Here is a 22,765-nt window from a genome sequence, read left to right on the forward strand (position 1 = left end):
ACGGAGTAGTCACTTCGATCGTGCGCCATGCGGAGGAACCCGGAACACGCGCAAGGGCGCGCACGGCCGGTGACGGCCGTGCGCGCCCTGGAGTCCCCTCGCGGGAACCGGTGCCGCGGGTGCGGCTCAGGCGCCCACGAAGGAGCGCAGCGCGGCGGCGCGCTCGGTGCTCTCCCACGTAAACTCGGGCAGCTCACGGCCGAAGTGGCCGTAGGCGGCGGTCCGGGAGTAGATCGGGCGCAGCAGGTCCAGGTCGCGCACGATGGCGGCCGGACGCAGGTCGAAGACCTCCTTGACGGCCTTCTCGATCAGCTCCGGGGCGACCTTCTCGGTGCCGAAGGTCTCGATGAACACGCCGACCGGGTGCGCCTTGCCGATGGCGTAGGCCACCTGGACCTCGGCGCGCTCGGCGAGCTCGGCCGCGACGATGTTCTTGGCGACCCAGCGGGTGGCGTAGGCGGCCGAGCGGTCCACCTTCGACGGGTCCTTGCCGGAGAAGGCGCCGCCACCGTGGCGGGCGTAGCCGCCGTAGGTGTCCACGATGATCTTGCGGCCCGTGAGACCGGCGTCGCCCATGGGGCCGCCGATCTCGAACCGGCCGGTCGGGTTGACCAGGAGCCGGTAGTCGTCGGACTCCAGGCCGTAGGCGGCCACGACCGGCTCGATCACGTGCTCGCGGATGTCGGGGGCGAGCATCTCGTCGAGGTTGATGTCGGCCGAGTGCTGGCTGGAGACCACGACGGTGTCCAGGCGGACCGGGGTCTGGCCGTCGTACTCGACCGTGACCTGGGTCTTGCCGTCCGGGCGCAGGTAGGGCACCGTGCCGTTGCGGCGGACCCCGGCCAGGCGCTCGGAGAGGGAGTGCGCCAGCTTGATCGGCAGCGGCATGAGCTCGGGGGTCTCGCGGTTGGCGTAGCCGAACATCAGGCCCTGGTCGCCCGCGCCCTGCCGGTTGAGGGCGTCGTCCTCGTTGCCGACGCGCGCCTCGTAGGCGGTGTCGACACCCTGGGCGATGTCGGGGGACTGCGCGTCGATGGAGACGTTGACCCCGCAGGAGTCGCCGTCGAACCCCTTGGCGGAGGAGTCGTAGCCGATCTCGAGGATCTTTCCGCGCACGATGGCGGGGATGTCGACGTAGGTCTGTGTGGTGACCTCGCCCGCGATGTGGACCTGACCGGTGGTGATCAGCGTCTCGACCGCGACCCGGCTGCGCGGGTCGTGGGTGAGCATCGCGTCGAGGATCGCGTCACTGATCTGGTCGGCCATCTTGTCGGGATGGCCTTCGGTGACCGACTCGGAGGTGAAAAGGCGGCGGGACACGTTGCGTGACTCCTTGCAGCGGCTGCTGGCTGACATGTGCCGGTGCGGCACGGGCGCCCCCGGCTGCCTGCCGAGGCGGCCAATACCGACCGACGGGGTTGGTTATTGGTCCACTGTAACGGGACTGCTGGGGGCGGGCACCCCGCGGACGACCTCCCCGGTCGCCACGGGTGCACGTTGAAGTCTGACGTACTCCGCGGTGGGAATCCAGTCCTGGGCACCCGCTTGTTCGACCGGGCCGCGCCAGGCGGGCGCTTCAGCCCAGGCGCGGCAGTACCAGGTCCCAGACACGGTCGGCGAGGTCCTCCTTGGGTCCGGTGGGCACGTCCACCGCACTGCCGTCCGAGCCCAGGATGACGGCCTGGTTGTCCTCGGTGCCGAACGCGCGCCCGCCGCCGACCTGGTTGACCACGAGCAGGTCGCAGCCCTTGCGGGCCAGTTTGGCCCGGCCGTTGGCGATCACGTCGTCGGTCTCGGCGGCGAAGCCCACGACGGTCTGCGCCAGCCCCTCGGCGTCGCGCGAGGCGACCAGCCCGGCGAGGATGTCGGGGTTCTCGGCCAGCTCGATGGGCGCGGGCGTCGCGCCGGGGCTCTTCTTGATCTTGGAGGCGGCGCTGGCGACCGGCCGGAAGTCGGCCACCGCGGCGCTCATCACGATCACGTCCGCGCCGACGCGCTCGGCCTCCATGGCCTCGGCCAGCTCCACGGCCGAGCCCGCGCGCACGACGCGCACCCCGGCCGGGTCGGGCAGGGAGACGTTGGCGGCGACCAGGGTCACGTCGGCGCCGCGGGCGGCGGCGGTGCGCGCCAGGGCGTACCCCTGCTTGCCCGAGGAGTGGTTGCCCAGGAAGCGGACGGGGTCGACGGCCTCGCGGGTGCCGCCCGCGGAGACCACCACGCGCCGTCCGGCCAGGTCGGGGGCGGCGGCGCCGCGGCGCAGCACGAGGCGGGCGGCCTCGAACAGCTCGGAGGGCTCGGGCAGGCGCCCGCGTCCGGTGTCGGCGCCGGTCAGGCGGCCCACGGCCGGGTCGAGGACGACGGCGCCGCGCGAGCGCAGGGTGGCCACGTTGGCCTGCGTGGCGGGGTGCTCCCACATCTCGGTGTGCATCGCGGGAGCGAAGACCACCGGACAGCGCGCGGTGAGCAGGGTGTTGGTGAGCAGGTCGTCGGCCAGGCCCGCGGCGGCCCTGGCCATGATGTTGGCGGTGGCCGGTGCCACGAACACCAGGTCGGCCTCCTGGCCGATGCGCACGTGCGGGACCTCGTGGACCCCGTCCCACACTCCGGTGGCGACGGGCTGGCCGGACAGGGCGGCCCAGGTGGGCTCACCGACGAAGCGCAGGGCCTCGGCGGTGGGCACGACCCGGACCCGGTGGCCGGACTCGGTCAGGCGGCGCAGCAGTTCGCAGACCTTGTAGGCGGCGATGCCGCCGCCGACGCCGAGGACCACGCGGGGAACGTTTGTGTCACTCACAGAAAGGAGTTCTACCAGCCCCCGGCCGCCCCGCGCGCGCCAGGGGCGCGGCGGGCGCGCGGAAGGCGAGGGGCGCACCGGACCCCGCGAGAGGAGTCGAGCCGCCGACGAGGACGCCGTGCCCCTTGGAGCGCGGAACCCGGTTCTCCGCGCCCCGAGCCCCGTGCGAGCTCGCGAGCACGCGGAGAAAGACGGGTCAGGAACCCTCGTAGGGCTCCGCGGTGAGCAGGCCGGACCTGACCTCGCGCAGGGCGATGGACAGCGACTTCTCCTGGACCTGGGTCTCCACCAGCGGGCCGACGTACTCCAGCAGGCCCTCGCCCAGCTGGGCGTAGTAGGCGTTGATCTGGCGGGCCCGCTTGGAGGCCATGGTGACCAGGCTGTACTTGCTGTCCACCAGCTCCAGCAGATCGTCGATCGGCGGGTTGGTGATGCCTTCGGCGACGGGCTCGGTACCAGCCACTTCATTACCCCCAGGAATGTTCCGCGGCTCGTCGTGGAGCCGCGGTGGACGGACGTTGGGGCGCCGTCGGGACGGTTCCCGGCGCGGCGCGGATGGCGCGGGCCCTCCGGGCCCGGCCGCTATCACACCTTGGGCGCGGTGATCAACGCTAGCAGCTCGTCGCCCACTTCCTGTACGGACGTGTTGACGAGGGTGGTGTCGAACTCCTTCTCGGCGGCCAGCTCGACCCTGGCCACGTCCAGGCGGCGCTGGATCACCTCGTCGGACTCGGTGCCGCGTCCGGTGAGGCGGCGCACCAGCTCCTCCCAGGAGGGCGGGGCGAGGAAGACGTGCAGGGCGTCGGGCATGGACTCGCGCACCTGGCGGGCGCCCTGGAGCTCGATCTCCAGCAGGACGGGCACTCCGGCGCGCAGGCGCTCCTCGACGGGTCGGCGCGGGGTGCCGTAGCGGTTGCCGGCGAACTGGGCCCACTCCAGGAGCTGGTCCTCGGCGACGAGGCGGTCGAACTCCTCATCGGTGACGAAGTGGTACTGGACGCCGTCCTGTTCGCCCGGGCGGGGGCGGCGCGTGGTGACCGAGACCGAGAGCCACACGTCGGGGTTCTCACGGCGCAGGTGGGCCACCACCGTGCTCTTGCCCACACCCGAGGGTCCGGACAGCACGGTCAGCCGCTTCTGCGCCGGGCGGGACTGGGATCCGGGATCGGGCATGTGTGTTCGAGGCTTCCCTTCGGGCCCGCCCGCCACGGGCGGGGCCGTGGCCCTCGCGTCGCGCTCCGGCGGGCCGAAGCCGGTCCGGGCGCCGTCACCGTGCGGGCGGTCTGGTGTGCGGGGTGTCCGCGTACGGTCGCGGGAAGCTCCCTTTATACCACCGGGCAGCGGCGCACGGTCCTGACCCGCCTCGACACACACCGCGCCCGGGGCGAGCCAAGGGCCGCGGCACACGGCCCAGACCCGCCTCGACACACACCGCGCCCGGGGCGAGCCAAGGGCCGCGGCACACGGCCCAGACCCGCCTCGACACACACCGCGCCCGGGGCGAGCCAAGGGCCGCGGCACACGGCCCAGACCCGCCTCGACACACACCGCGCCCGGGGTGAGCCAAGGGCCGCGGCACACGGCCCAGACCCGCCTCGACACACACCGCGCCCGGGGTGAGCGAAGGGCCGCGGCGCGGCGGACGGTCGTGACCTGGGGTCACCCGTCCGCCGACCGCGGCCCTGCCTGGCTCACCGGGGGTCGGCCGCTGTCGCGGCGTGGTGTGCGCCGCGACTGTGGGGGACGCGGCGGACCGGTGCACTGCTTTCAGGTGCTGCTCGGTACTGCTGGGTGCTGCGGGTACTGCCTGGTGTTACTTGGTGAGGTCGCCGAACTCGGCCTCGAGGGCGGCGCGCTGGTTGGTTCCCAGACCGCGGACACGGCGCGACTCGGCGATGTTGAGCCGCTCCATGATCTGCTTGGCCCGGACCTTGCCGACGCCGGGAAGGGATTCGAGCAGAGCCGAAACCTTCATCTTGCCGATGACGTCGTCCTTGAGGCCGTTGGAAAGGACCTCGGACAGCGAGATGCCGCCGTTCTTCAGTTTGTTCTTGACCTCCGCGCGCTCTTTTCTGGCCTTGGCGGCCTTGGCCTCGGGTGTCAGGGGAGGAAGGGCCACGCCGGGTCACCTCGGATTTCTACTCGTTTGTAGAGGGCGGACGCCTGCGCAAGTTAGTAGGTCTGACCCCTGTTAGGCAACGCAAAGTGCCCTTTCAACGGCTATTTCGTCGAACTAACTACTGAGAGTTGTTATTCGACTGCACTGCGAGACGAAAACCGGGACTTTGGTCCCGATTGAAGGAGGTCCGGAGGGTGCCACCAGCGCAGGTCACGCAGGGGTGACGCGGGTCACTCTCGGCAGTGCTCGGCGGGTTTCGGACACGCCAAATCAGTGACTGACAGTGACCCATAATCGGTCGTGTCAGACTCCCGTGCACCGGTTCGTCTCCCCGATCCGTCGATCCCTTGGCCCAACACCTCCGGACACCGTCGAAGGGCGCCCGCGCGGCCCCCTCCCCCTTCGCTCCCTACACGCGCACACCCGCCCGGCGCACGGCCGCCGCGAGGGAGGCCGCCGCCGCCCCCGGGTCCGGCGCGCGGGTGATGGGGCGGCCGATGACCAACAGGTCAGCGCCGGCCGCCACGGCCTCCTCCGGGGTCGCCACGCGCGACTGGTCGCCCCTGTCCGCCCCCGCCGGGCGCACGCCCGGCGTGATGAGGGTGACGTCCGGTCCGACCTCGGAGCGGAGCAGGGCCACCTCCTGGGGTGAGCAGACCAGCGCGCGGGCCCCGGCGCCCACGGCCAGGACCGCCAGGCGCCGCACCGCGTCGCGGGCCGGACCGAGCAGCCCCACCTGCTCCAGGTCGTCCTCGTCCATCGAGGTGAGCACCGTCACGGCGGCGATCCTGGTCTCCGGCGCGGCCTCCACCGCGGCCCGGACCATGTCCGCCCCTCCCCCGGCGTGGACGGTCAGGATCGAGGGCCGCAGGCCCGCGACGCTGCGCGCGGCGCCGGCGACCGTGGCCGGGATGTCGTGCAGCTTCAGGTCGAGGAAGACCCCCACCCGGCTGGCCCCGCGCACCGCGCTGACCACGTCGGGCCCGTAGCGCAGGTACAGCTCCAGGCCCACCTTGACCGTGCTCACGTGCGGCGCGACCGCTGAGGCCCAGGTGGCCGCGGTCTCCAGGTCCCTGGCGTCGAGCGCCACGGCGATGGGCGCGGAGGGCGCGGTGGTCTCGGTCATGTCGGTATCTCCCATCGTGTGCCGCCGACCGGGGTCGGCGCGTGCAAGGCACGGACGTACTTGCGGACGTGCTTACCGCGGCACCTGAGAATGCACGTTCGCTGTCATGTGCACACCATCAAGTGTGCGGTTCCCCGGATGAGCCGCTTCATGCGCCCCACCCGTGTCACTTCCCCGTAACGGCCTCCCAGACGGCCGCAGACGGGACGTAACGGTCAGGACAGTGGTAGAGACCAATTGCGCGTGTTTGGTCGCACAGCGCCATCTGAACGCCGTTCAGGCCGGTCAGGGCCCTTGTGCGCCGCGTGCCCGGCCTGTCACGCCCCCACACCCGTCCGGTGCGCGGCGCCCACCAGGTCGGCGGCCCGCCTCAGCCCGCGGGCCTCCAGCAGTTCGGTGAACTCGCGGAGCACGCGGGCGCACGCCGAGGGGTCGGAGAAGTTGACCGTGCCGACCGCCACCGCGGAGGCCCCGGCCGCCATGAACTCCATCACGTCGGCACCCGTGCGGACCCCGCCCATCCCGATGATGGGCACGTCCGGAAGCGCCTCGTGCACCCGGTAGACGCACCCCACCGCCAGCGGTCGGATCGCCGGCCCCGACAGCCCGCCCATCCCCCCGGCCACCGCCGGGCGCAGCGTGCGGGTGTCCACGGCCATGCCGCGCACGGTGTTGACCATGGACAGCCCGTCCGCGCGCGCCTCCACGCACGCGGCGGCCAGCTCCACCACGTCGGGGACGTCGGCGGCGAGCTTGGCCAACACCGGCAGCCCCGAACGGGTGTGGGAGCGCACCGTGCGCACCACGGCCGCGGCCTGGGCGGCGTCGTCCACGTAGCGGCGCCCCGCGGGGTCGGACGGGTCCGGGCTGGAGAGGTTGACCTCGATCGCGCTGACCCCGTCCGCGGCGGACACGCGTCTGGCGAGTTCGCCGAACTCGGCCATGCCGGTGCCCGCGACGGAGACGATCGCCCGTCCGCCCCGGGAGAGCAGCCAGGGCAGGTCCCGTTGGAGGAACACGTCCACGCCCGGACCCTGCATGCCCGTCGTGCTGAGCATCCCGCTGGGCGTCTCGGCCATGCGCGGGGACGGGCGCCCGGCGTGGGGCTCCAGCATCACCGACTTGGTGGTGACGGCGCCGATCGAGGCGATGTCGAGGAACTGGGCCAGCTCGCGGCCCGCTCCGGCGCACCCGGCGGCGGTGACCACGGGATTGGGCAGCTCCCAGCCGCCCAGCCGGGTCCTGAGGTCTGCGTTCAACTCTCTCACCCACTGTCTGGTGGTGGTCGGTCCCGGGGCGGGTCCGGGGCCCTCAGGCGATGTCGCGGGCCGTCTCCGCGGCGCGGGCCGCGCTGGAGCCCTTCCAACCCGGGGCGCCCAGGGCGTCGAAGGGGATCGTGCCCACGTCGTCGAAGCGCACCTGCTCGCCCCGGAAGACCGGGCCGTCCACGCAGGAGCGCACCATGCGGGTGATCCCGTCCTCGCCCACCACCGGGATGACGCAGGTCATGCAGATCCCGGTGCCGCAGGCCATGGTCTCCTCCACCGCCACCTGGACGGGGATGCCGTGGCTGGCCGCCACGGAGGTGACCGCGCGCAGCATCGGCATGGGGCCGCAGGCGTAGACGGCGTCGGACCGGCATTCCTCGATCACCCTGCCCAGGACGTCGGTGACGCGGCCGCGGGTGCCGAAGGAGCCGTCGTCGGTGGTGAAGGCGGCCGTCTCGGCGATGCGGCGGGCGGTGATGGCGCTGAACACCCGGTCGGCGGAGGCGGCGCCCAGCACGAAGTCCACCCGGCAGCCGCGCCTGCGCAGCGACTGGGCGAGCGGGAACAGCGGGGCGCTGCCCGAGCCCCCGCCCACCAGCACGCAGTTGACCGGCTCGCGGGGCAGCGGGAAGGGGCGGCCCAGGGGGCCGACCACGTCCAGCAGGTCGCGCGAGCGGCGCTCGGAGAGCCAGGCGGTGCCGGTGCCCCGTACCGAGAACAGGAACTCGACGGTGCCGCCGTAGTCGGGCTTGACGTCGTGGATGGCGAAGGGGCGGCGCAGCAGGGTGCTGGAGTGGTCGCCGCCGACGGCCACCGAAACGAACTGCCCGGAGCGGAACCGCTCGGCTATGCCCGGGGCGACCACGGTGATGGCGTAGTAGGCGTCCACCCTGCGTACGTTCAGCACGGGGCACCTGGTCTGCACCGGTCCGTTGTCGCTCATCAGGTCGTGGCGCCCGGGCCCGGTGTCGCGGACACCGGGGCGTCGGCGCCGCCCTCCCCCCTCTGGGATTCCTGCGTCGTCCTGTGCGCCAACCGTATAGGCGGGGGCGCCGTGGACACACCGTCCACGGCGCCCCCGCCCGCCGCCCCGGCTGTTTCGGGCGCCCGCTCTCCGGGCGCCCGAAACAGGAAGGTACTGCGTGTGCCGTCCGTCGAGGGCGGTGGCCCGCCCGGCGCGAAGCGCCCCCGCGGGCGGTGGCGGGCGACGGGCGGGCGGAGCGGAGGCCCGAAGAGGAACAGCCTAGGCCCGGCTGGCGGTGAGGGTGCTCGCGTGCTCCTGGAGGGAGCGCACGCCGAGGTCCCCGCGCACCCGCGCCTCGATGGCCTGGACCGCGGCGGCCAGGCCCTGCACGGTGGTCACGCTGGGCACGCCGCGCACCACGGCCGCGGTGCGGATCTCGTAGCCGTCCAGACGCGGTCCGGCCTGCCCGGCGCTGCCGAAGGGCGTGTTGACGATGAGGTCGACGCCCCCGGAGTGGATGAGCTGCACGATGGTGGGCTCGCCCGCCGGGCCGCTGCCCTCGCTGTGCTTGCGCACCACGGTGGCGTGGACGCCGTTGCGGCGCAGGACCACGGCGGTGCCCTCGGTGGCCAGGATCTCGAAGCCGAGGTCGGCCAGGCGCTTGACCGGGAAGATCATCGAGCGCTTGTCGCGGTTGGCCACCGAGACGAACACCCGGCCCCGCTCGGGCAGGGAGTCGTTGAGGGCCAGCTGCGACTTGGCGTAGGCGGCGCCGAACTCGGTGTCCAGGCCCATGACCTCGCCGGTGGAGCGCATCTCGGGGCCGAGGATGGTGTCGACCCCCTCGCCCTCCTTGTCGATGAAGCGGTTGAAGGGCAGTACGGCCTCCTTCACCGACACCGGGGCGTCCACGGGCAGGTCGCCGCCGTCGCCGCGGGCGGGCAGCATGCCCTCCTCGCGCAGTTCGGCGATGGTGGCCCCGGCCATGACGCGGGCGGCGGCCTTGGCCAGCGGCACCGCGGTGGCCTTGGACACGAACGGCACGGTGCGCGAGGCGCGCGGGTTGGCCTCCAGGACGTTGAGCACACCGGAGGCGAGCGCGTACTGGACGTTGATCAGGCCGCGCACGCCCGTGCCGCGGGCGATGGCCTCGGTGGAGTAGCGGATGCGCTCGATGTCCTCGCGGCCCAGGGTGATGGAGGGCAGGGTGCACGCCGAGTCGCCGGAGTGGATCCCGGCCTCCTCGATGTGCTCCATGACCCCGCCCAGGTACAGGTCGCGGCCGTCGTAGAGGGCGTCGACGTCGATCTCGATGGCGTCGTCGAGGAAGCGGTCGATGAGCACCGGGTGCTCGGGGCTGACCTCGGCGTTGCGCTCGATGTAGTCGGCGAGCATCGCCTCGCTGTAGACGATCTCCATGCCGCGGCCGCCCAGCACGTAGGAGGGGCGGACCATGACGGGGTAGCCGATCTCGTCCGCGGCGGCCTTGGCCTCGGCGAAGGAGTAGGCGGTGCCGTACTTGGGCGCGGGCAGCCCGGCGTCGGCCAGGACCTTGCCGAACTCGCCGCGGTCCTCGGCCAGGTCGATGGCCTCGGGGCTGGTGCCGATGATGGGCACCCCGGCGTCCTTGAGGCGTCGGGCCAGGCCGAGCGGGGTCTGGCCGCCCAGCTGGACGATGACGCCGACGACCGGTCCGGCGGCCTGCTCGGCGCGCACGACCTCCAGCACGTCCTCCAGGGTGAGCGGCTCGAAGTAGAGCCGGTCGCTGGTGTCGTAGTCGGTGGAGACGGTCTCGGGGTTGCAGTTGACCATCACGGTCTCGTACCCGGCGTCGGAGAGGGCGAAGGAGGCGTGGACGCAGGAGTAGTCGAACTCCACGCCCTGGCCGATCCGGTTGGGTCCCGAGCCCAGGATGATGATCTTGGGGCGGTCGCCCGTGGGGACCTCGGTCTCCTCGTCGTAGCTGGAGTACAGGTAGGGCGTGCTGGCCTCGAACTCGGCGGCGCAGGTGTCCACGGTCAGGTAGACGGGGTGGACGCCCAGGGCGTGGCGCAGCTCGCGGACCACGTCCTCGCTGCGGCCGGTGATCTGGCCGATCTGGAGGTCGGAGAAGCCCAGCCCCTTGACCTGGCGCAGCAGGTCGGCGTCGAGCTTGGGGGCGTCGGCCAGGACGCGGGCCGCCTCCTCCAGGCGCAGCATCTGGTCCACGAACCAGGGGTCGATGCGGGTGGCCTCGTGGACCTCCTCGACGGTGGCCCCGGCGCGCAGGGCCTGCTGGACCTGGCGCAGGCGGTGCTCGGTGGGGGTGGCGGCCAGGCGCAGCAGCTCGTCCTTGTCGCCGGGCTCGCCCTCCCAGGTCAGGCCGACGCCCTTCTTCTCCAGGGAGCGCATGGCCTTCTGGAGGGCCTCGGGGAAGGAGCGGCCGATGGCCATGGCCTCGCCCACCGACTTCATGGTGGTGGTCAGGCCGGGGTCGGCGCCGGGGAACTTCTCGAAGGCGAAGCGGGGCACCTTGACGACGACGTAGTCGAGCGTGGGCTCGAAGCTGGCCGGGGTCTCCCGGGTGATGTCGTTGGGGATCTCGTCCAGGGTGTAGCCGACGGCGAGCTTGGCGGCGATCTTGGCGATCGGGAAGCCGGTGGCCTTGGAGGCCAGCGCCGAGGAGCGCGACACGCGCGGGTTCATCTCGATGACGATGACCCGGCCGGTGGTGGGGTGGACGGCGAACTGGATGTTGCAGCCGCCGGTGTCCACGCCGACCTCGCGGATGACGGCGATGCCGATGTCGCGCAGCTTCTGGTACTCGCGGTCGGTGAGGGTCATGGCGGGGGCGACGGTGATGGAGTCGCCGGTGTGCACGCCCATGGGGTCGAGGTTCTCGATGGAGCACACGACCACGACGTTGTCGTTGGTGTCGCGCATCAGCTCCAGCTCGTACTCCTTCCAGCCGAGGATGGACTCCTCCAGGAGCACCTCGGTGGTCGGGGAGAGCGCCAGGCCCTGCCCGGCGATGCGGCGCAGCTCGGACTCGTCGTGGGCGAAGCCCGAGCCCGCGCCGCCCATGGTGAAGGAGGGGCGCACGACGACGGGGTAGGAGAGCTCCTCGGCCGCGGCCAGGCACTCCTCCAGGGTGTGGCAGATGCGCGAGCGGGCGGACTCGCCGCCGATGCGCTCGACGATGCCCTTGAAGCTCTCGCGGTCCTCACCGGACTGGATGGCCTCGATGTTGGCGCCGATGAGCTCGACGCCGTACTTGGCGAGGATGCCCGCCTCGTCCAGGGCGACGGCGGCGTTGAGGGCGGTCTGCCCGCCCAGGGTGGGCAGGAGCGCGTCGGGGCGCTCCTTGGCGATGATCTTCTCGATCATCTCGGTGGTGATCGGCTCCACGTAGGTGGCGTCGGCGATCTCCGGGTCGGTCATGATCGTGGCCGGGTTGGAGTTGACCAGGATGACCCGCAGGCCCTCGGCCCGCAGAACCCGGCAGGCCTGGGTGCCCGAGTAGTCGAACTCGGCCGCCTGCCCGATCACGATCGGGCCGGAGCCGATCACGAGGACGGATGAAAGGTCACTACGGCGCGGCATGCTCTGCTTCCTCTTGCTACTTGGCAGCCGGAGCGGGCTGGGCGGACATCAGGTCGACGAACGCGTCGAAGAGTTCGGCGGCGTCGTGGGGGCCGGCGGCGGCCTCCGGGTGGAACTGGACGCTGAACGCGGGGCGGTCCAGCAGCCGCAGGCCCTCGACGACGCGGTCGTTGAGGCCGATGTGGCTGACCTCGGCCCGGCCGTAGGGGGTGTCGAAGGGCTCGTCGAGGGGGGCCTCGACGGCGAAGCCGTGGTTCTGGCTGGTGATGGCGACCCTGCCGGAGCGGGTGTCGATCACCGGCTGGTTGACGCCCCGGTGCCCGAAGGGCAGCTTGTAGGTGCCCAGGTCCAGGGCGCGCCCCAGGATCTGGTTGCCGAAGCAGATGCCGAAGAGCGGCCTGCCCGCGTCCAGGACGCCGCGCATGGCGGTGACGGGCCCGTCGGCGGTGGCGGGGTCGCCGGGGCCGTTGCTGAAGAACACCCCGTCCGGGTCCAGGGCGAGGATCTCCTCGGCGGTGGCGGTGGAGGGCAGCACGGTGACCCGGCACCCCCGCTCGGCCAGGCGCTGGGGGGTCATGGCCTTGATGCCCAGGTCCACGGCGGCGACGTGGAAGCGGGCGGTCACGCCCTCGGGCGGCAGGACCTCGTAGGGCTCGCCGGTGCTGACCTCGGCGGCCAGGTCGGCCCCGGCCATGGTGGGCTGCTGGCGCACGCGCTCCAGCAGGGCCCGCGGGTCGGTCTCGGTGGTGCTGATGGCGGCGCGCATGACGCCCTTGTCGCGCAGGTGGCGGGTGAGGGCGCGGGTGCCGGTGAGGGCGATGCCGACCACGCCCTGGCGGCGCAGCTCCTCGTCCAGGGTGCGCTCGGCCCGCCAGTTGGAGGTGATGCGGGCGGGCTCGCGCACGACGTACCCGGCGACCCAGACGCGGCCGGACTCGGGGTCGTCGTCGTTGACGCCGGTGTTGCCGATGTGGGGGGCGGTCATCACCACGATCTGGCGGTGGTACGAGGGGTCGGTGAGGGTCTCCTGGTAGCCGGTCATGCCGGTGTTGAAGACCGCCTCGCCGAAGGTCTCCCCGGTGGCGCCGAAGGAGCGGCCGTGGAAGACACGGCCGTCCTCGAGTACCAGAATCGCGGGTCCGCTCTCGGACACGTTCGCCCCCTCCTCCGCCGGGCCGTGGGCGGCCCGGGTGTTCTGTTCTGTGCTCACTGGATCTTCCCCTCCAGGACGGTCGGGGTGCCGCGCAGGAACGTGGCGCGCACCCGGCCGGGCAGGGTCATGCCCCGGAAGGGGGTGTTGCCGCTCTTGCTGACCATGGCCGCGCCGTCCACGTCGACGGCGGCGGCCGGGTCGTACAGGACCACGTTGGCGGGCTGGCCGACCGCCAGGTCACGCCCGTGGTCGTGGACCCGGCCGATGCGGGCCGGTGCCGCGGACATGCGGTCGGCGACGTCGGCCCAGGTCAGCAGGCCGGTGTCGACCATCGTGCGCTGCACGACCGCCAACGCCGTCTCCAACCCGACCATTCCCATGGCGGCGGTGGACCACTCGGTCTCCTTGGCCTCCGCGGGATGGGGGGCGTGGTCGGTGGCGACGATGTCGATGGTGCCGTCGGCCAGGCCCTCGCGCAGCGCCTGGACGTCCTCGGCGGTGCGCAGGGGCGGGTTGACCTTGTAGACGGGATCGTAGCCCTCCACCAGCTCCTCGGTCAGCAGGAGGTGGTGGGGTGTGACCTCGGCGGTGACGTCGCAGCCGCGGGCCTTGGCCCAGCGGATGATGTCGACCGAGCCCCTGGTCGAGACGTGGCACACGTGCAGGCGCGAGCCCACGTGCTGGGCGAGCAGGCAGTCGCGGGCGATGATCGCCTCCTCGGCGACCGCGGGCCAGCCGGGCAGGCCGAGGCGGTCGGAGACGGAGCCCTCGTTCATCTGGGCGCCCTGGGTCAGGCGCGGCTCCTGGGCGTGCTGGGCGATGACGCCGTCGAAGGCCTTGACGTACTCCAGGGCGCGGCGCATGAGCAGGGCGTCGGAGACGCAGATGCCGTCGTCGGAGAAGACGCGCACGCCCGCGGCGGAGTCGGCCATGGCGCCGATCTCGGAGAGGCGCTCCCCGGCCAGGCCGACGGTGACGGCGCCGACGGGGCGCACGTCGCAGTACCCGGCCTCGCGGCCCAGGCGCCAGACCTGTTCGACGACCCCGGCGGTGTCGGCGACGGGGTCGGTGTTGGCCATGGCGTGGACGGCGGTGTAGCCGCCCATGGCGGCGGAGCGGGAGCCGCTGGCGACCGTCTCGGCGTCCTCGCGGCCGGGCTCGCGCAGGTGGGTGTGCAGGTCCACCAGACCGGGCAGGGCGATCAGGCCGGTGGCGTCGACGGTCCGGGCGCCCTCGGGGGCGTCCAGGTCCCGGCCGGTCGCGGCGATCCGGCCGTCGGCCAGGAGCAGGTCGACGGGGTCGCCGCCGAGGGGGCGGGCGCCGCGGATCAGGTGCGGTCCGTGGGTGTCGGGCATCGCGGTGTTGGCTTCCTCGTGTTCTGGGATGGGGAGGGGCGGCGCGGGGCCCCGGGGCGCGCCGGTGGGCCTGGCGCGGCGGGGGCCGGGGCCGCCCGGGCCCGTGGCTGGGCCCCGCGTCCCTCGGGTGCGGTGGCGCGGGGCACGGGGCCCCGCGGCCGGGTTGTCAGGAGCCGCCGAGCAGCAGGTAGAGCACGGCCATGCGCAGGCTGACGCCGTTGGCGACCTGTTCGGTGACGGTGCAGCGGGGCGAGTCGGCGACCTCGGCGGAGATCTCCATGCCGCGGACCATCGGGCCGGGGTGCATGACGATCGCCTCCTCGGGCATGCGGGACAGGCGCTCGCCGTCCAGGCCGTAGTTGCGGCTGTACTCGCGCGTGGACGGGAAGAACGACTCGTGCATGCGCTCGGCCTGTACGCGCAGCATCATGACGACGTCGGACTTGGGCAGGACCTCGTCGAGGTCGTAGGAGACCTCGCACGGCCAGGTGTGCACCGAGACCGGCAGCAGGGTGGGCGGCGCGACCAGGGTGACGTGCGCGCCCAGGGTGGTGAGCAGCAGCACGTTGGAGCGGGCGACCCGGCTGTGCAGGATGTCGCCGACGACGGCCACCCGCAGCCCCTCCAGGCGCCCCAGGCGCGAGCGCATGGTGAAGGCGTCCAGCAGGGCCTGGGTGGGGTGTTCGTGGGTGCCGTCGCCCGCGTTGAGGACGGACCCGTCCACCCAGTTGGCGAGGCGGCGGGCGGCGCCGGAGGCGCTGTGCCGGATGACGACGCCGTCGGCGCCCATGGCCTGGAGGGTCAGCGCGGTGTCCTTGAGGCTCTCGCCCTTGGAGACGCTGGAGCCCTTGGCGGAGAAGTTGATGACGTCCGCGGACAGGCGCTTGGCGGCCAGCTCGAAGGAGGTGCGGGTGCGGGTGGAGTCCTCGTAGAAGAGGTTGACCACGGTGCGCCCGCGCAGGGTGGGCAGCTTCTTGACGGAGCGGTCGCCGACCTGGGCGAGTTCGGCGGCGGTGTCCAGGATGAGGGTGGCCTCGTCGCGGGAGAGGTCGCCGGTGGAGAGCAGGTGGCGCATCAGTCGTTCCCCTCGGTGGCGCCGGGGCGGGTGCGGGGGCGGGACGGGCCGAGCAGCACCGCGTCGTGTCCGTCGGTCTCCTCCAGGCGCACGGTGACGCTCTCGCGCAGCGAGGTGGGCAGGTTCTTGCCCACGTAGTCGGCGCGGATGGGCAGCTCGCGGTGGCCTCGGTCGACCAGGACGGCGAGCTGGACGGCGCGGGGGCGCCCCAGGTCGCCGAGGGCGTCCAGGGCGGCGCGGACGGTGCGGCCGGAGAAGAGGACGTCGTCGACGAGGACGACGACGCGGTCGTCGAGTCCGCCCTGGGGGATCTCGGTCCGGCCGAGGGCGCGGACGGGGGCGGAGCGCAGGTCGTCGCGGTACATGGTGATGTCGAGCGAGCCCGCGGGGGCGGTGAGGTCCTCCACCCGTTCGATGCGCCGTGCCAGGCGGTGGGCGAGCGGGACCCCCCGCGAGGGGATGCCCAGGAGGGTGACGTCCCGGCCCCCCTTGGTGCGTTCGAGCACCTCGTGGGCGATGCGGGTCAGCGCCCGGTTGATCTCGCTGCCGTCGAGGACGGCGCGGGTGCCCTCGGGCGCATCGGGTGCGGGGGAACCGCCACCGGCGTCACCGGTCGTCGGTTTTTGCGCACGCAAAGTAGTGACTCCCTTCCCTGCCTCACTGAACAGGTCGTTAAAGGATGTCGATCGGATCCACGCTACCAGCGACGTTCGCGACCCCCGCGAGGCGGTCGATGACCCGAGGTCACGAATGTGACTCTGATCACACCACAAGCGCGCACGTACCCCCTGAAATGTGGTCATGTCGTCACCCAGTGGATACGGCAACGAAGGGGCCGAAACCTGAAATACCCAGGAGGAAGGGGCTTTTCGTGCCATCGTGACGCACGACTCCTCCCGCTCGGTCCTGACATGAGAGGTGTCTCACTTACGCACGGTTTGGCCACCGATTAGTCGCGTTTCACACCAACGGCTTGACCTGGAAGGCAGACCCCCCTACCGTCACTGTCTGTAACCACTGCCGGGTGGGGTTGCAACCCGTGACCATCCGCTGGACCGCCCAGGCCGCCCGCCGAGTACGAGCGGACGTCCCCCCACCACGCCAGCCACTGTCACGGCCGGGAGCGACAAGAAGATGCCATCCGAATACGCGAAGTCCCTCGGTGCGCGACTGCGTGCCATCCGCACCCAGCAGGGCCTGTCCCTGCACGGGGTGGAAGAGAAGTCCCACGGCCGCTGGAAGGCCGTCGTGGTGGGCTCCTACGAGCGCGGCGACCGCGCCGTCACCGTCCAGAAGCTCGCCGAGCTGGCGGACTTCTACGGCGTGCCGATGTCGGAGCTGCTGCCGGGCGGCGCGGCTCCCACCCCGCTGGGCCCCACGCCCAAGCTGGTCATCGACCTGGAGCGCATGCAGCAGCTGCCGCAGGAGAAGGCCGGGCCGCTGTCCCGCTACGTCGCCACGATCCAGAGCCAGCGGGGTGACTACAACGGGCGGGTGCTCTCCATCCGCCAGGAGGACCTGCGCTCACTCGCGGTCATCTACGACAAGTCGCCCGGGGACCTGACCGAGGAGCTCATCAACTGGGGCGTCCTCGACCCCGAGGCGCGCCGCGCGGTCGACGCCTTCTGACCGGTACCCGGACACCGGGACGACCGAACAGATTCGCACCCGCTCGACGAGAACCGGCGCCCCCGCGGGGGCGCCGGTTCTCGTCGTGTCCGCCCGGCCGGGGACTGGCCGGCGGACGGGGCGGAGCGGCGCGGCCGGACGTGGGGCTTCCCCTCCCCAACCCGACCGCGCCGCCCTCCCGCCGGAGGGGGGTCCGACGGAGTTCGTCGAACTCCTGTTCGACACGAACCAGTTAACCCCAGGCCGCCGGACCCGTCAAGGACCCCGCCCGGCGCCGCGCGCACCCCGTCCTCGCGCGAATCCCGGGACTCGGCGGGGCCGGGGAACTACCCTTGGCCCGTGGTAGCCGATACCGAGTTGCGCGAGCTGGCCCCACCCGCCTTCACGCACGCCGTCCCCGCGCTGCTCCAGGTGTACGAGGCCGCCATGCGGCCGCCCCCGGAGCAGTTGCCCGGGCGCGCCTCCGTCATGAGGGGCCACGCCCGCAACCCGGGCTTTCGCGCGGTGGTGGCCGTGCGCGGCGGCCTCCCGGTCGGCTTCGCCTACGGCTTCCACGGGCACGGCGGCCAGTGGTGGCACGACACGGTGGCGGAGGGGCTGCGCGCGGGCCCGGGGATCCGCCAGGCGCGCCGCTGCCTGTCCGACGCGCTGGAGGTCGCCGAGGTGCACGTCCACCCGGACGCGCAGAACCGGGGCGTGGGCCGCGCCCTGCTCCACGCCCTGTGCCGGGGCAGGCCGGAGCGCACCGCGGTGCTGTCCACGCGTTCGGGACCCTCCGCGGCGCGCCACCTGTACCGCTCGTGCGGGTTCACCGAGGTGCTGGAGGACTTCCGCTTCCCCGGCAGCCCCGGTCAGCCCTTCTCGATCATGGCCGCCCGGCTCCCCCTGACGGGCTCCGGTGACCGGAGATCTCCCGGTAGATCTGCCTGGTGGCCGTGGACCGGTTCGAGGTGATGAAGTGGATGCCCGGCGCGCCCTCGGCCAGCAGCCGCTCGCACATGCGCTGGGCGTGTTCGATGCCGAAGGCCCGCACGGACTCGTCGTCGTCGCCGAAGGAGGCGAACTTCTCGGCCAGGTCGGCCGGGAAGGGAGCGCCGGAGAGCTGCTCCGAGCGCGGGATGAACGAGGTGCGCACCACCGGGAAGACCTCGGGGATGATCGGCACCTCGCAGCCCCGCGCGGCCACCCGGTCGCGCAGGCGCAGGTAGTCCTCGGGGTCGAAGAACATCTGGGTGATGGCGTAGTCGGCGCCCGCCTCGCACTTGCGCACGAAGTGGTCGGTGTCGGTCTCGACGTCGGCCGAGCGCGGGTGCTTGTAGGGGAAGGCGGCCACGCCCACGCAGAAGTCGCCGCTGTCCTTGATCAGGCGCACCAGCTCCTCGGCGTAGGTCAGCCCCTGGGGGTGGCGGACCCACTCCCCGTCCGGGTCGCCGGGCGGGTCCCCCCGCACGGCGAGCATGTTGGACACGCCCGCGTCGGCGAGGCGGCCGACGAGGTGGCGCAGCTCGGCGACGGAGTGGTCGACCAGGGTCATGTGCGCGACCGGCAGCAGTGTGGTGTCGGTCGCGATGCGCTCGGTGGTCTCCACGGTCAGCCCGCGCGTGCTGCCGCCCGCGCCGTAGGTGACCGAGACGAAGGCGGGGCCGAGGGCCTCGATCTCCCTGATCGCGCGCCACAGGCGCTCCTGCGCCTGGGGCGTGCGGGGCGGGAAGAACTCGAAGGAGAACATCGGCTCGCCCGCGTCGAGGAGTTCGCGGATATGACGCGGCCTGGGGGCCGGGCCTCGGGGCGCCACAGGGAGTGTCGGTGCAGCCAGCATGCGCACCAGCTTAGGTCAGACGCCCCCGCGGCGGAGGCCCCGTCCCATCCTGTGAGACCCGTGGCGCACGCCACTCCCGAACGCCGCTCCCGAGCGGCGCGACGTGCGGGAACGCGGCTCGGCCCAGCCCCGCCTCGGTGACCCGCGCGTCCGCGCGGGCGGTGCCGGTGACGGTGCCGTCCGTGTCGGCGGACGGCTGGAGGCGGCCCGATCGGGCGGAGCGGGACCGGACAGCGCCCGGCAGCCGATAACCTGCGGGTCATGGTGCCTTCCTCTTCCCCGTCCGCCTCCGCCGTCTTCGCGGCCCGCTCCGGTGTGGACCGCGAACTGACCTCGTTCTGCGCCGGCCACCGGGCCCAGCTGCTGGAGATCGGGGAGGAGCTGGCACCGGCCATGGACGCGCTGGAGGCGATGATCTCCGGCGGCAAGCGCCTGCGGCCGACCTTCTGCTACTGGGGCTGGCGGGGCGCGGGCGGCGCGGCCGAGGACGAGCGGGTGGTGCGGGCGGCGGCCTCCCTGGAGTTCCTCCAGGCGTGCGCGCTCGTCCACGACGACGTGATCGACAACAGCGACACCCGGCGCGGCCTGCCCGCCACGCACAAGCGGCTGGCCAAGCTGCACGCCGACCAGGGGTGGAGCGGCGACAGCGAGGGCTTCGGGCAGGGCGCGGCCATCCTCATCGGCGACCTGTGCCTGGCCTGGTCGGATGAGATGTACCAGGCCAGCGGCTTCCCGACGGAGGTGCTGGGCCGGGGGCGGCCCCCGTTCGACGCGATGCGCACCGAGGTCATGGCCGGGCAGTACCTGGACACCCTGGAACAGGTGCGGGGCACCGGCACACGCGAGGCGGCGCTGCGCGTGATGCGCTACAAGTCCGCCAAGTACACGGTGGAGCGCCCGCTGCACCTGGGCGCGGCCCTGGCGGGCCGCCACGGGGAGCTGGCCGGGGTCTACACCGACTACGGCATCCCGCTGGGGATCGCCTTCCAGCTGCGCGACGACGTGCTGGGCGTGTTCGGCGACCCGTCCACCACCGGCAAGCCCGCCGGGGACGACCTGCGCGAGGGCAAGCGGACGCTGGTCGTGGCCGAGACCCTGGCGCGCGCCGGGGCGGCCGACGCCGAGCGGTTCCGCTCGCTGCTGGGGGCGCCGGACCTGTCGGTGGCCTCGGTGGAGTGGATGTGCTCCCTGATCGAGGGCTCGGGCGCGCTGGCCGCGTGCGAGGAGATGATCGCGGAGTACGCCGACCGGGCCGTCGCGGCCCTGGAGAGCCCCGAGCTGGACGCGTCCGCCCGCGAGCCGCTGCGCCAGCTGGTCGTGGCCGCCACCTCGCGCTCCTTCTGAGGGTCCTTACCTAGGGGACTTTCCCGGGTTCGCGCCCACCGGGGCCTGTTGTGTCCGTCTGCCCGCTCCGGTTGAATCGCTAACACGACATATCGCGAAACCTGGGGGTCTCCCATGTCTGGGCACACCGTTTCCCGCGGTCCGGTCGGCGCGGGGGAGAGAGCCCTCGCACCGGACCTGGCGCGCGGGTTCATGCTGCTGTTCATCGCGCTCGCCAACACGGCCTGGTACCTGTGGGCGCTCCCGTCCAGCGGGGGCGGCGTCCACCCCGAGCCGGGCGGCGTACTGGACCGGATCGCGCAGTTCGTCATCGTCACGGCGGTGGACATGCGCAGCTATCCGATGTTCGCCTTCCTGTTCGGGTACGGCATGGTGCAGCTGGCCCGGCGCCAGGAGGCGGCGGGCTCCTCCGCGCGGGAGGTGAACGCGCTGCTGCGCCGCCGCAACCTGTGGCTGCTCGCGTTCGGTTTCGTCCACGCCCTGCTGCTGTGGATGGGCGACGTCCTGGGCGCCTACGGCCTGGCAGGGCTGCTCCTGGGCTGGCTGTTCCTGCGACGCAGGGACGCCACGCTGCTGGTGTGGTCGGGCGTGTTCACCGGGCTGGCCGCCCTGCTGGCGGCGTTCAGCCTGCTGGGTCTGGCCTCCATGCCCGCGGAGGCCTCCTACTCCTCCTCGGCCGCGTTCAGCACGGACCTGATGGCCGACAACATCGGCGACACCTCGATCCTGGGCGCCGCGCTGGCCCGCGTCCTGGACTGGCCGCTGGTCACGCTGGGCCAGGGGCTGCTGGGCATGGTCGTGCCCGCGGCGATCCTGCTCGGCTACTGGGCCGCGCGCCGCCGGATCCTGGAGGAGCCGGGCGGGCACCTGGGCCTGCTGCGCTGGACCGCGGCCCTGGGCATCGGCGTGGGCTGGCTGGGCGGGCTGCCCCTGGCCCTGACCCAGATCGGGGTCTGGGAGCTGTCCCCCGCGCAGGCGGCCATGCTCACCATGCCGCACATGGTGACCGGGCTGGCCTGCGGCCTGGGCTACGTGGCGCTGATCGCGCTGGCGGCGCACCGGATCCAGGGGCGCGGTCGCGCACCGGGCGCGGTGGTCGGCGCGCTGTCGGCGACCGGCAAGCGCTCGCTGTCGGCCTACCTGGCCCAGTCGGTGCTGTGCGCGCCCCTCCTGGCGGCCTGGGGCCTGGGACTGGGCGGCGAACTCGCCTCGTGGTCGATGGCCCTGTTCGCGGTGGGCGTGTGGCTGGTGACGGTGGCGGCGTCCTACGCCCTGGAGCGCGCGGGCAGGCGCGGACCGGCCGAGGTGCTGCTGCGCCGCCTGGCCTACCGCCGCCCGGTCGCGCGGGGCGCTCGGGAGTCGGAGGAGCCCGGCAGCGCGTCGGTTCGCACGGTCGGGCGCGGACGGGCACGGGGACCGGCGGACGGAGAGCGTCCCGCGCCCTGACCTCGGCGCCCCGGGACGCCGACCGCGCCCGGCCCCGCGGCGCAAAAAGGCGCGTGCCGCTCAGCGTCCGGCACGCCCTCGTAACGCAGGATGGGGTGTCATGGGCGACGATCACACGACAAACCACACCATAGGGGTCACGGGGGCGACCGGGGCGCTGGGCGGGCGGGTCGCCGCGCGGATCGCGCGGCTGGGCAGGCCCCAGCGGCTCATCGTACGCGACATCAACCGCGCCCCCGAGTACCCCGGCAGCAGCGCGGCGATGGCGGCCTACGAGGACTCCACGGGCTTCGAGCGGGCCTGCCGGGGGGTGGACACGCTGTTCCTGGTCTCGGCCACCGAGTCCGAGGACCGGATCGACGTCCACGTGAGCGCGGTGGACGCGGCGGTCAAGGCGGGGGTGTCCTGGATCGTCTACCTGTCCTTCCTGCGCGCGGGCCCGGCGTCCACCTTCACGTTCGCGCGCACGCACTTCTTCACCGAGGCGCACATCCGGTCCACGGGGGTGCGGTACACCTTCCTCAGACCAAGCCTGTACCTGGACCTGCTGCCCGACTGGGTGGACGACGGGGGCGTGGTGCGGGGCCCGGCCGGTGACGGCCGGATCGCGTGGGTCTCGCGCGACGACGTGGCGGACGTGGCCGCGGCCGTGCTGACCGACCCCGTGGCCGCGCGCGCCTCGCACGACACCAGCCACGACGTCACCGGCCCGGAGGCGTTGTCCCTGGGCGCGACGGCGGAGAGACTGGGCGTGCTCACCGGGCGCTCGGTGCGCTACGTGCCCCAGACCCTGGAGGAGGCGCTGGAGTCGCGCCGCAGCGGCGGCGCCCCCGACTGGGCGGTCGAGGGCTGGGTGACCTCCTACGCCGCGATCGCCGCCGGGGAGCTCGACGTGGTCTCGCCCGCCGTCCCCGACCTGACCGGTCATCCCGCCCAGTCCATCGAGGGCTTCCTGCGGCGCCATCCCAGCGCGCTGTCGCACGTCGCGGTCTGACCTCGGCCCCCGTCCCGCGCGCCGCGCCCCGTGCGGGGCGCCCCCTGTGCCGTGGATCTCTCCGGCGCCCGGCCCTTGACCTCAACAAATATTGAGG

At 72.9% G+C, this 22,765-nt stretch carries 19 protein-coding genes; 5 read left to right on the forward strand and 14 right to left on the reverse strand.

Translation table 11 applies throughout. The features are described 5' to 3' along the window. Positions 1-126 precede the first annotated feature (126 nt). The 13 genes from metK to pyrR all read right to left on the reverse strand — a co-directional run bounded on the left by metK (position 127) and on the right by pyrR (position 16,071). Entirely contained in the window at positions 127-1,320 is a 1,194-nt protein-coding gene (metK, locus tag NDAS_RS15270) for a methionine adenosyltransferase (RefSeq protein WP_013154110.1), read from the reverse strand. A gap of 256 nt (positions 1,321-1,576) precedes the next feature. After that, positions 1,577-2,770 (reverse strand): bifunctional phosphopantothenoylcysteine decarboxylase/phosphopantothenate--cysteine ligase CoaBC, encoded by a 1,194-nt coding sequence (gene coaBC, locus NDAS_RS15275; protein WP_013154111.1) that lies wholly within the window; start codon positions 2,768-2,770, stop codon positions 1,577-1,579. 220 nt (positions 2,771-2,990) lie between these two features. Next, positions 2,991-3,257, reverse strand: a complete 267-nt coding sequence (rpoZ, locus tag NDAS_RS15280) for a DNA-directed RNA polymerase subunit omega (RefSeq protein WP_013154112.1) — start codon at positions 3,255-3,257, stop codon at positions 2,991-2,993. Positions 3,258-3,379: 122 nt separating this feature from the next. Further along, positions 3,380-3,967 (reverse strand): guanylate kinase, encoded by a 588-nt coding sequence (gene gmk / locus NDAS_RS15285; protein WP_013154113.1) that lies wholly within the window; start codon positions 3,965-3,967, stop codon positions 3,380-3,382. Positions 3,968-4,607: 640 nt separating this feature from the next. Beyond that, positions 4,608-4,913 (reverse strand): integration host factor, actinobacterial type, encoded by a 306-nt coding sequence (gene mihF / locus NDAS_RS15290; protein WP_013154114.1) that lies wholly within the window; start codon positions 4,911-4,913, stop codon positions 4,608-4,610. Positions 4,914-5,322: 409 nt separating this feature from the next. Then, positions 5,323-6,039, reverse strand: a complete 717-nt coding sequence (gene pyrF, locus NDAS_RS15295; protein ID WP_013154115.1) for an orotidine-5'-phosphate decarboxylase — start codon at positions 6,037-6,039, stop codon at positions 5,323-5,325. Between the two features lie 317 nt (positions 6,040-6,356). Continuing rightward, the gene (locus NDAS_RS15300; RefSeq protein ID WP_041552794.1) at positions 6,357-7,298 is read right to left on the reverse strand and encodes a dihydroorotate dehydrogenase; all 942 of its coding nucleotides are present in this window, start codon (positions 7,296-7,298) and stop codon (positions 6,357-6,359) included. A gap of 52 nt (positions 7,299-7,350) precedes the next feature. Beyond that, on the reverse strand, positions 7,351-8,250 hold the full coding sequence (locus NDAS_RS15305; protein ID WP_013154117.1) for a dihydroorotate dehydrogenase electron transfer subunit: 900 nt from the start codon (positions 8,248-8,250) through the stop codon (positions 7,351-7,353). A 300-nt stretch (positions 8,251-8,550) separates the two neighbouring features. Next, a complete protein-coding gene (gene carB / locus NDAS_RS15310; RefSeq protein ID WP_013154118.1) occupies positions 8,551-11,853 on the reverse strand; it encodes a carbamoyl-phosphate synthase large subunit in 3,303 nt (1,100 codons plus the stop codon). Positions 11,854-11,869: 16 nt separating this feature from the next. Next, on the reverse strand, positions 11,870-13,006 hold the full coding sequence (gene carA / locus NDAS_RS15315; protein ID WP_041553195.1) for a glutamine-hydrolyzing carbamoyl-phosphate synthase small subunit: 1,137 nt from the start codon (positions 13,004-13,006) through the stop codon (positions 11,870-11,872). A gap of 53 nt (positions 13,007-13,059) precedes the next feature. After that, a complete protein-coding gene (locus NDAS_RS15320) occupies positions 13,060-14,361 on the reverse strand; it encodes a dihydroorotase (protein WP_013154120.1) in 1,302 nt (433 codons plus the stop codon). A gap of 166 nt (positions 14,362-14,527) precedes the next feature. Then, complete coding sequence (locus tag NDAS_RS15325) at positions 14,528-15,436, reverse strand: aspartate carbamoyltransferase catalytic subunit (protein WP_013154121.1); 909 nt, start codon at positions 15,434-15,436, stop codon at positions 14,528-14,530. Next, positions 15,436-16,071 carry a bifunctional pyr operon transcriptional regulator/uracil phosphoribosyltransferase PyrR gene (pyrR, locus tag NDAS_RS15330; RefSeq protein WP_013154122.1) on the reverse strand — a complete coding sequence of 212 codons (636 nt, stop codon included), beginning with the start codon at positions 16,069-16,071 and terminating at the stop codon, positions 15,436-15,438. Before pyrR ends, NDAS_RS15325 begins: the two co-directional genes overlap by 1 nt. A gap of 499 nt (positions 16,072-16,570) precedes the next feature. Here pyrR and bldD point away from each other — a divergent pair, with 499 nt between their 5' ends. Continuing rightward, positions 16,571-17,065, forward strand: a complete 495-nt coding sequence (gene bldD, locus NDAS_RS15335; protein ID WP_013154123.1) for a transcriptional regulator BldD — start codon at positions 16,571-16,573, stop codon at positions 17,063-17,065. Between the two features lie 339 nt (positions 17,066-17,404). Next, complete coding sequence (locus NDAS_RS15340; protein ID WP_013154124.1) at positions 17,405-18,019, forward strand: GNAT family N-acetyltransferase; 615 nt, start codon at positions 17,405-17,407, stop codon at positions 18,017-18,019. Here the strand turns inward: NDAS_RS15340 and metF are convergent. Next, positions 17,931-18,860, reverse strand: coding sequence for a methylenetetrahydrofolate reductase [NAD(P)H] (gene metF / locus NDAS_RS15345; protein WP_013154125.1), 930 nt, complete (start codon positions 18,858-18,860; stop codon positions 17,931-17,933). The genes NDAS_RS15340 and metF overlap by 89 nt on opposite strands. Positions 18,861-19,145: 285 nt before the next feature. On the opposite strand from metF, the gene NDAS_RS15350 reads away from it, so the two are divergent. The 3 genes from NDAS_RS15350 to NDAS_RS15360 all read left to right on the forward strand — a co-directional run bounded on the left by NDAS_RS15350 (position 19,146) and on the right by NDAS_RS15360 (position 22,668). Further along, a complete protein-coding gene (locus NDAS_RS15350) occupies positions 19,146-20,228 on the forward strand; it encodes a polyprenyl synthetase family protein (protein WP_013154126.1) in 1,083 nt (360 codons plus the stop codon). Positions 20,229-20,342: 114 nt separating this feature from the next. Then, entirely contained in the window at positions 20,343-21,674 is a 1,332-nt protein-coding gene (locus tag NDAS_RS15355; RefSeq protein ID WP_013154127.1) for a DUF418 domain-containing protein, read from the forward strand. 100 nt (positions 21,675-21,774) lie between these two features. Next, complete coding sequence (locus tag NDAS_RS15360; RefSeq protein WP_013154128.1) at positions 21,775-22,668, forward strand: SDR family oxidoreductase; 894 nt, start codon at positions 21,775-21,777, stop codon at positions 22,666-22,668. The last annotated feature ends 97 nt before the right edge of the window (positions 22,669-22,765 follow it).

Source organism: Nocardiopsis dassonvillei subsp. dassonvillei DSM 43111, from assembly GCF_000092985.1.
Classification (GTDB): Bacteria; Actinomycetota; Actinomycetes; order Streptosporangiales; family Streptosporangiaceae; genus Nocardiopsis; species Nocardiopsis dassonvillei.